The 8,882-nt window shown below is 59.4% G+C and carries 8 protein-coding genes and 1 pseudogene; 5 read left to right on the forward strand and 4 right to left on the reverse strand.

Annotated elements, in window-relative coordinates; genetic code table 11:
* Positions 1 to 198 precede the first annotated feature (198 nt).
* From BV034_RS18495 to BV034_RS18505, 3 genes are all read right to left on the reverse strand, one after another.
* Positions 199 to 969: a GDSL-type esterase/lipase family protein gene (locus tag BV034_RS18495; protein ID WP_050028474.1), complete on the reverse strand. Its 771-nt coding sequence runs from the start codon at positions 967 to 969 to the stop codon at positions 199 to 201.
* A 66-nt stretch (positions 970 to 1,035) separates the two neighbouring features.
* Positions 1,036 to 1,731 carry a tetratricopeptide repeat protein gene (locus BV034_RS18500; RefSeq protein WP_081887914.1) on the reverse strand — a complete coding sequence of 232 codons (696 nt, stop codon included), beginning with the start codon at positions 1,729 to 1,731 and terminating at the stop codon, positions 1,036 to 1,038.
* 84 nt (positions 1,732 to 1,815) lie between these two features.
* The gene (locus BV034_RS18505; RefSeq protein ID WP_050028476.1) at positions 1,816 to 4,197 is read right to left on the reverse strand and encodes a mechanosensitive ion channel domain-containing protein; all 2,382 of its coding nucleotides are present in this window, start codon (positions 4,195 to 4,197) and stop codon (positions 1,816 to 1,818) included.
* Between the two features lie 103 nt (positions 4,198 to 4,300).
* On the opposite strand from BV034_RS18505, the gene BV034_RS18510 reads away from it, so the two are divergent.
* Together BV034_RS18510 and BV034_RS18515 are read left to right on the forward strand one after the other, a co-directional pair.
* The gene (locus tag BV034_RS18510) at positions 4,301 to 5,017 is read left to right on the forward strand and encodes a TetR/AcrR family transcriptional regulator (RefSeq protein WP_063768829.1); all 717 of its coding nucleotides are present in this window, start codon (positions 4,301 to 4,303) and stop codon (positions 5,015 to 5,017) included.
* A gap of 64 nt (positions 5,018 to 5,081) precedes the next feature.
* Entirely contained in the window at positions 5,082 to 5,693 is a 612-nt protein-coding gene (locus BV034_RS18515) for an outer membrane beta-barrel protein (RefSeq protein ID WP_050028478.1), read from the forward strand.
* Positions 5,694 to 5,756: 63 nt separating this feature from the next.
* Here the strand turns inward: BV034_RS18515 and BV034_RS18520 are convergent, their stop codons facing one another.
* Complete coding sequence (locus BV034_RS18520; protein ID WP_265593157.1) at positions 5,757 to 6,779, reverse strand: HAMP domain-containing sensor histidine kinase; 1,023 nt, start codon at positions 6,777 to 6,779, stop codon at positions 5,757 to 5,759.
* A gap of 222 nt (positions 6,780 to 7,001) precedes the next feature.
* On the opposite strand from BV034_RS18520, the gene BV034_RS18525 reads away from it, so the two are divergent.
* The 3 genes and pseudogenes from BV034_RS18525 to BV034_RS18535 all read left to right on the forward strand — a co-directional run.
* Positions 7,002 to 7,496, forward strand: a complete 495-nt coding sequence (locus BV034_RS18525) for a PA2169 family four-helix-bundle protein (protein ID WP_050028480.1) — start codon at positions 7,002 to 7,004, stop codon at positions 7,494 to 7,496.
* A 79-nt stretch (positions 7,497 to 7,575) separates the two neighbouring features.
* A complete protein-coding gene (locus BV034_RS18530) occupies positions 7,576 to 8,160 on the forward strand; it encodes a biliverdin-producing heme oxygenase (RefSeq protein ID WP_050028481.1) in 585 nt (194 codons plus the stop codon).
* Positions 8,157 to 8,882: pseudogene (locus BV034_RS18535) on the forward strand (GAF domain-containing protein); the annotation flags it as partial. The gene BV034_RS18530 and the pseudogene BV034_RS18535, both read left to right, overlap by 4 nt.

The raw sequence follows: 8,882 nt of genomic DNA on the forward strand, positions 1-8,882 counted from the left end.
ACAACACCATTCGACACCTGACAAATCAGTTAGCTCGTCCCTGCGGCCACCCTCTATTCAGAGGAATTTCGGATGGTTTTTCAGGACGCTTCATTATTATGAAACTGCATCGTCCGTGCCAAGACATTAATCAATCGAGCTGAACTTTTTACTCCAGTAAACAGTTGTTGGCAGCTGCAAATAATAAGAGACCATCCCTCAGGCTTTGCCTCCGGCCTTCGTCCACTCCTCTTTGATGACAGGCTCAATGATCGCGTTCCACTTCGCGTACCCGGCGTCGTTGAGATGCAGTTTGTCCTTACGGAAAAATTCGTTCTTGGGCGCGCCCTTCTCGTCCATCAGGTAGTTCATCGACTCCAGCCACCGCACCCAGTCTTTGCCCTCGCACCAGGCCTGCAACAGGCTGTTGAGCTGCTTCACGGCAGGAATCTGTTTGAGCCGGGACTCGGAGACCTTCACGGAATTGATGATGATCCGGCAGTCAGGCAGCTTCTCGTGCACCAGGTTCAGGAAGGCAGTATAATCGGCCAGAACTTCTTCTGGCTTCAGCTTTGCATTCAAGTCATTGCTGCCTGTGTAAACCACCAGTACCTTGGGTTCGTACCGTAACACCACCCGCTCTGCGTGCACCACCAGGTCATTGGCAACCGACCCGCCAAAGCCACGGTTCAACACCGGCAGCTTGGGAAACGCCTCCGCGGTCTTCCAGAGACGGATGCTGGAACTCCCTGTGAAGACGATCCCGCCCTTGACCGGCTTGGCCTTGAACTCGGCGTCAAACTTGGCCAGATCCTTCTCAAACCGGGCTGGGTCAGGCCGCTTGCCCGGGGTAGCGGGAGCTGTCTCCGCCGCAGAGTCAGGAGCAGTAGCCTGCGCCGCAAATGGGGTGCTGGCGAAAGAGATGGCAGCGGCCAGGCAGGCCACGGTGCTATGGAGAAGGCGGTGTCGGAGATACCCGGATTCGTTCATGGGCGTGATGCTAGGACCACGTCATAGCAGAGGCAAGTGTGATTGCGCCCGAGCAGACTCCGATCCCTATCGCCCCACCAGACTGAGCCTCATGCTCGCCGCCGCTTTCCTTGCGGCTTCCAGCTCCGATGCGCTCAGCACGGAGTCCAGTGTTTCCAAACTATCACGAGCCTGCTTCACGCCCTGCGCGGCGGATGCAGTGAGCCATTTGTAAGCCTCAACGTAGCTCTGCGACACCCCCTCACCACGACCGTACAGAATCCCCAGATAGTATTGGGCCATCGGCTCATTCCGCTCCGCCGATTCGCGGAACCACCTGGCCGCCTCGTTGAGGTCTCTGGTCACGCCGTGGCCATTGGCATAGCAGCTCGCAAGATTCAGCTGGGCCACAGGATGCCCCTGCTCGGAGGCCTGGCGAAACCACTTCGCCCCTTCCACGTAGTCCTCGGCGGTCCCCTCACCTCTCATATAAATGAGCCCCAATGCAGCTTGGGCTTCCGCATAGCCTTTGGTCGCAGCCTCTTTGTACCAATGGAAGGCCTTGGCGATATCGCGGTATTCAGAGCGCTCATGACCATCATAGCGGATTGCCAGCGCCAGCTGCGCTGCCCCTTCTCCAGCCAGAGCCTTGGCTTCAAGCTCTTTCAGCTCAACCACTGGATCCGCTGCAACCAACCTCAGCCCCATGCCCATCCAGCACACCACCACCACTTTCCATCCGGCGGCCGGACGGAAACATGTCACCCATCTACTAGCATCCATAAAAACCTCAATTCAAAGTTCGGGAGTCATCAGATGGGACATCGCCAGAACGATCTGCGTTGAGGGTAATTTTTTTCGCCGTCGTCAGAGCAGGGTTATCCCCTGCTCTGTGAGGGCTTTATGCACTGCGACGCTTAAGTCACTGCTGAGGGGACGGGCATCTTCGAACCGGTTTACCCAGACCCGGAGCTCGAACTTGATGCCCCCGGCCACGAACTCTGTGAGGCAGGTTTGCGGGGCAGGAGCCTCCGCCACCAACGGGTGACCCGCCGCAACCCCGTTGATGACCTCAATCACGCGTTGGGGGTCGGCGTCCTTCCCGACAGCTACCGCTACTTCCAGACGCCTTTTACGGTCGGTCAGCGTCCAGTTCGTGAAGCGATCTGCGATGAGCTTGCCGTTGGGAACCACTACTTCAGAGCCATCTCCCACCTTGACGATGCTGGCCCGGATGCCGATATGCGTCACGACTCCGGTGATGGTTTCAAGTTGGATGATGTCCCCTACCTGCACCGGACGCTCGAAGAGCAGGATGAGGCCGGAGACAAAATTGTTCACGATGTTCTGCATCCCGAAGCCCAGGCCCACACCGAACGCACCTGCGAGGATGGTGAACTTCGTCATGTCATACCCCAGTGCCGCCACGGCCAGGACAAATCCCACCAGCAGAATCACATAGTGCAGCATGGTAGAGATCGCATAGGGGACGCCCCGTGCCAGACGCACGCGGGGATAGATGTCCTCCTCCAGCACGAAACGCAGGATCCGGGATAGCAGAAATGCCCCCGCCACCATCAATCCAAAGGTGACGACGCCGCCAATCGACAGGGTGGCAGATCCCAGAATCCAGTTGCTCGTCAGAGTGGTCTCAATGGCCTCAAACACCGGTCGCTTCAGGGAGAGGACATCCAGGGTGGAGGTGGCCCACCAGAGCCCGGCCAGCCAGCGCAGCAGCCGGCTGCTGCGACGACGCAACATGGGCCGGTGTCGCTGCACGGCGCGGAGTTTCGCCACCGGCCGGAAGTGGAGGAAACAACCTACCAGCGCATCCACCACACTGACCGCTGCATTGAGGACCAGAGCCAGGTAGGTGCTCTTGAAAAGGCCGGCCGTCAGGAATCTCGCCAGCCCGACATATCCCAGGGCATTCATCACAAATGCCACCCCAAACACCGCCATTGCCAGCCTCACCGCCAGCAGTGCAATGGACCAGAGCCGTGATGAGGCATCATCCGGCTTTGTCGCGCGGCGCAAGAACCAAAGGCAAAACAAGGTGCCCGCCAGCGTCTCCCCGAGGAAAAGGAACCGCGACATCACCGGCCAGGGTGCCGCGAGGTTCAAGACCACACCAAAGAGATAAAAGCCGGCCAGACCATAGAGGAGCTTCCGCAAGGAACCCGCCACCAGATGGTGCAGCACATAGAGCGTCGGCACGAGAGCGATGCCACCCACTACTGCCCAAAAGATCCGGGGAGGCTGGGGATAAATCCAGCCACTGACCAGGACGGAAAGTACCAGGGCTGTGCTCTTTGGCACGCCAAAGACAACCGCCGCCCCCCGCAAGGACTCATCCCCCACCGCCCATTGCCCCACATGCCGGCGCATCCAGGTGATGAGCAGAAAGAAAGCGGTGACAATCAATCCGTGCAGGACCAAAGCGCCACGTTGGCGAAGCAGGTAGCCCCCCAGAGCAGACCACTGTACCGGCAGAGCTTCGCCAGCATCCATCCTCATCACATCTGCAGAACGCTGGAGCGCATCCGGCTTCCAGATCATCGGCGCATCCGGCTGCAACAGCATCCGCATGGCCCGGCTCTGCGCCTGAGTAATGGCCACCTGTATCTCCCTGGCACGAGCATCTTCATTGCTCACCTTCGTCTGCAAGGCGACGATCCCGCTGCTGGCTTTTTGTCCCGCTGCACGCGCCTTCTGAATCTGGTCCATGACGGCACCAATCCGCTTGAGCACCTCCGGCATGGCCCCAGCCTTCTTGGCTTCGTCCAAGGACTTCTGCCAGGTTTCCAACAGCTTGGCGAGCCGCTGGTCGCGTCGTTCCAAGAGATCCGCCCGGGCGGCCAGTTCGCTTTGCCAGGCGCCAAGCACCCGGCGCATTTCCGTCCACACCGACTCCTGGGACTGCAATACATCCAGGCCAGGAGTCGCACCAAGGATGGCGGTTGTTTCCGTCGTTCGCGCGGAGATTTCTTTCGCCTGTTTGCCGAGTTGGGTCGCCACCCCGCTTTCCACTTTTACCCCCTCTGCATCGGCCTGGAGCGCTTCCATCTCCTGGTCGGTGTTCTGGGCCTGCTCTGCCACCTGCGCCAGGGGGAAAAAATCTGGCAGCACCGGTTCGACCGGTTCGGCGGGCTTCACCATGGTGCCGATGTCCGGAAGTTTGGGCGGCTGCTGGGCCACCCCTGCCATCGCAAACAGTACCGTCCATAAGGCGATTGCCAGCAGCTTCATCCAGTCACCCTTAGAGACCTATCGGCATGGGGGCAAACTGGTTTTTCATCACTTGGCAGTTGACGAAAGCCGATTTCAAACGTTTGTTTGAACGGTGTCCACCTTGCTCACACTCCCTGCCAAGAGCGCCCCGGCCGCTGTAGCAAAGGTCCCTTCCGCTGTAACCCGTCTCACCCTCCTGGACACCGCAGAGCGACTTTTCGCCGAGCGAGGCATTGACGGCACCTCCGTGCGGGACATCACCAAAGCCGCTGCGGCGAACGTCTCCGCGGTGAACTACCACTTCGGCGGCAAAGACGGGCTGGTGGAGGCCGTGTTCTTCCGCCGTCTGGCACCGCTCAACGACCGTCGGCTGACCCGGCTTGAGGCTGCCATCAAACATGCTGGCGCATCCCCCGTTCCACTGGAAGACATCCTCGATGCCTTCATACGCCCTTCAGTGGACGAGCTTCGCACCGGCGGCTACACAAACCACTTTCTCCGCCTGATGGGGCGATGCCTCCAAGAGCCCAATCCAAAGCTGGAAACATTCCTCGTAGGCGTCTTTGCAGAAGTGGTGGGCACGTTCAATCCCCACTTTGTCCGGGCTCTTCCCGGCCTGCCCACTGGAGAATTGTTCTGGCGTACCAGCTTCATGTTTGGCACTCTGCACCATGCCCTGTACACCTGGAGTCGCTTTGAGACCTGCCAGTTTGCCAGCATGTCAGGCATGCCACAGACCACGCGGCTCACAGGAGAGCAGTTGGTCCGTTCCCTCATCCGCTACGCCGCTGCGGGCATGCGTGCCCCCTTTGGCTCTGAAGATCCCCTTCCTTCCTGACCCTGACAAGGCAGGAAGAACGACAGAAAAACAACCACCCACTCCAACCTAAAGCAACCTCACTATGAAGAACACCCTCCTCCTCCTCGCCACGCTTGGCGGCCTTGGCAGCACCGCCATGGCTGGCACCCCAGTGCCCACCGAGATCACGCCTCCCCCGGCCCCGGTCTCTCTCTACAACGCGGGTGAACTCCAGTTTGACCTCTTTGGTCAATATGGCGTGACCAGCTCCGGCAACGAACGGCTCATCGGTGATGACGCTTTCGGCGGCGGTATTGGGGTGAATTATTTCATCACCCGGTGGTTCGGTCTTGGTGGCGAAGGCTCGCTCTTCGACACGGAAGGTGATGCGGTCGGCACCGCCACCTTCAATATCTTCCTCCGTGCTCCGCTCGGGGAGTCTGGCTTTGCGGTCTATGGGTTCACCGGCATCGGCATCACCTTCAATGCAGACGACATCGACAGCGACGACTTCGATGACTTTCAAGATCGCGTGGAGGACGACGATGATCCGAAAGACTCCGACGACGTCCTCCTCCAGGGCCACGTCGGTGTCGGCATCGAATACCGTTTCAGCCCGAACTTCGGTATCTTCACCGATGCCCGCTATACCTTCGTGGAACGCGATGACAGCGACTTCACGCTGATCCGCGCTGGCGTCCGTTTCGCTTTCTAAACGAGCTGCGGCAAACGTCTTGCACAGCCTCCGCCGCCCCCGGGCTGCGGAGGCTTCTTCGTTTCAAACCGGCAGGGTGAAGGAAAAAACACTTCCCCCGGTTTCAGGAAAGTCGCAGCTCACTGCTCCGCCCTGCATCTCCACCAGCCTCTGCACAATCGGCAGGCCCAGACCATGCGGGCTGTTGGGCTGTTGCAGCAGGTGGAAGGGATAGAAGAGCTGACCTCGCTTGGTGGGAGGCACACCTCTTCCTGTATCGCGAACGCCAAAGCGCACTTCACGGGTACCCGCCAGCTCCCAGAACAGCTGTACTTCAGTTTCAGCCGTGGAGTGTTCAATGGCATTGCTCATCAGGTTGAGCCAGACCACTTCCAGCCACGCCGCCACACCGGACACCTCCGGCCAGCCAGCGGGATGGCGGATGGTAATCTTTTTCCGCATGAGCTGACGTTGTAGCCGCTGCTCTGCCGCCCATACGATTTCCATCATCGCCACCGCGGATTTGGCAGGACGATCCGTCACCGCCCGCGCCATGAAGCTGATGCGGTCCATCAACCGGATCATGGATTGGGCCGAATCAAAGAGAGGGTCCGTCAGTGCGGCCAGTTCCGCATTGGACTCCCCAAGCAGTTCTTTGATCAGCTCTGCCGTAGTGGTGATGCCCCCCAAGGGAGAACGCAGATCATGGTTCACCCGCCGGGCCACGGCCTTGAGATCACCACGAAGCCGGGTGTATTCCCTCTCTCCCTGGTGGATTTTCCATGCATCCTTGATCGCCCGGGCAAGGCCTGCGATCGAGGAAATGAGCGCGGGATCATCCACCACCATCACTGCCCACCGGGGAAGTTGCTGGGGGTCGAGAGCGCTCCTTGCGGCAGTGGCGGCACCCGCATCCGGGTTGACAAGGATCACCATTTGAGGATGAGCCGCAGCAGGTTCACTCAGCAAGTCATCCACGCCGCCCACTTCTCGCACTGCTGCCTCACCAAATGCAGTGCGGCCTGCCACTGCCACCTGTGTTACAACCTCTGCGCCATCTGCGGCACTCACCAGCAACAGTTCCATAGTCTTGGGAGGGGCGGTCATCAACATTCGACGGGCTGGAGCGAGGGTGGTTTTGCTTCGACGGATACTCGCTGCCAAATTCAAGTATCGAAGCCTACGCATGAACCGGTTGGGTGCCCGGGAAAAGTTTGTTGGATTTTCTCCTGAACTCCCAAGAGCACGCATTCGCCCGCCGGGATGCGATCTCACTTGAAAGAGGACGGGCCCCACCCGTCCTCAAAACATCCAGAAACCCCAAAAACCATGAATTCAAACCAGGACATCAAACCCATCGAGGACATCCTCTCTCTGCTTCACAATCTTATCGGCGTCAGTCGAGACGGTGAAGAAGGCTTCAAACAGGCGGCGGAGCATGCCCGTGCAGAGAAGCTGAAGCAGGTGTTTGCCAACTACAGCCACCAACGGCACGACTTTGTGACCCAGCTCCAGGAACTGGAACGTCGATTTGGCGAGACGGATGTGGACGAGAAAGGCTCTGCTACCGGTGGTCTGCACCGTGCCTGGATCGGCCTTCGCACCGCGCTTACCAGCAATGATGACCAGGCACTTTTGGAGGAGGCAGAGCGGGGCGAAGATGCTGCCAAGGCTGCCTTCGAGGATGCCCAGCGCGATTTTGCTGAGCTTCCCGTGGATGTGAGGTCGGCCATCGCCGCCCAATCCGCCCAGGTGCGTCAGGCTCACGATGAAGTAAAAAAACTGCGTGACTCAGGCTTGTACAAACTTCCGCAGGCCAGCTAATAAAGTCGGGCCGGGAAGCGCTCCCATCCACGCTTCCCGGGCCACTCCGGCACACCTCCCGCCAGACTTCCCTCCCAAAATGCCTGAACTGCTCCCGTCCCTCAAAGCCGGCACCCAACAAGAACACCAGCTCCTCGAAGACAGACTGGACCTCTTTAACAGGGTGACGGATCTCGCAAACTACCGCCGCCTTCTGGAAGGCTTCTTCACACTGTACGAGCCCTTGGAGCAATGCCTCGGCAATGTGATCGACTGGAGAGCCCTCAACTGGGACTTTGATGGCTCCCGCAAAACCCCGTGGCTGGTGGAAGACCTCATAAATCTGGGCCTCTCCCAGACTGACATCGACAGCCTGCCCAGGTGCCCGAATCTGCCCGAGATCGACAGTGCTTCGAAAGCGGTCGGCTCTCTCTATGTATTGGAGGGTTCCACACTGGGAGGGCAGCTCATCACGAAGCGATTTTCTTCCAGTTTGGGCACTGCACCAGACCGCGGTGGAAGGTTTTTCTCAGGTTATGATGAGGGAACCGTCGCCCACTGGCGCGCCTTCGCAGCATGGGTACAGTCAGTAGAAGCTGACCTGCATGCTGGTGAGGCAACCATTGCCGCCCGGGATACTTTTCGTAGTTTTGACCTTTGGCTGAACCGCGCCCCTTTTTCATGAGCCAGGAACCCACTGTTGACCTCACGAACTGCGACCGGGAACCCATTCACATCCCCGGGTCCATCCAGCCCCACGCCATTCTCATGGTGCTGGCTGAGCCGGACCTGGTGGTTCAGCAAATAACCAGCAATGTCGCCACCGTGATCCCCGGGGGCGCCGCCTCGTGCCTGAATCGACCGCTGTCAGAGCTGGTCGAATCCCGTGATCTCGACTATCTCCGCCGCAAGGTGCTGCCCAGGGAATTGGACGAAGCACCCCATTATCTGCCGGGGATGCGCTTTATCGGTCACGGGACGGAGTTCGAAGCCATCGCGCACCGCTATCAAGGTGTGCTTATTCTGGAGCTGGAACACTGGCCCCATGATGAAACAGCTGTCCACGAGGAGATCTACGGATCGCTCAAAGCGACGCTCTCCCAACTTGACCGCATGCCCACCCTGGAGGCCTTCTGCCAGAAGGCCGCTGAGCAGGTCAAGGAGTTCACCGGTTTCGACAGGGTCATGGTGTACCGGTTTGCTGAGGACGATTCGGGCCACGTCATTGCCGAGGCGCGTCGTAGTGATCTGGAAAGCTACCTGGGGCTTCACTACCCGGCCGCAGACATCCCAAAACAAGCGCGGGACCTTTTTAAGCGTTCCCAGCTCCGGCTCAACCCTGACGTCCGCTACCAGCCCGTCCCCCTCGTGCCAGCGTTGCGCACAGACACCCAGCAGCCGCTGGAC

Source organism: Verrucomicrobium sp. BvORR034 (assembly GCF_000739635.1).
In the GTDB taxonomy this organism is placed as follows: Bacteria; Verrucomicrobiota; Verrucomicrobiia; order Verrucomicrobiales; family Verrucomicrobiaceae; genus Verrucomicrobium.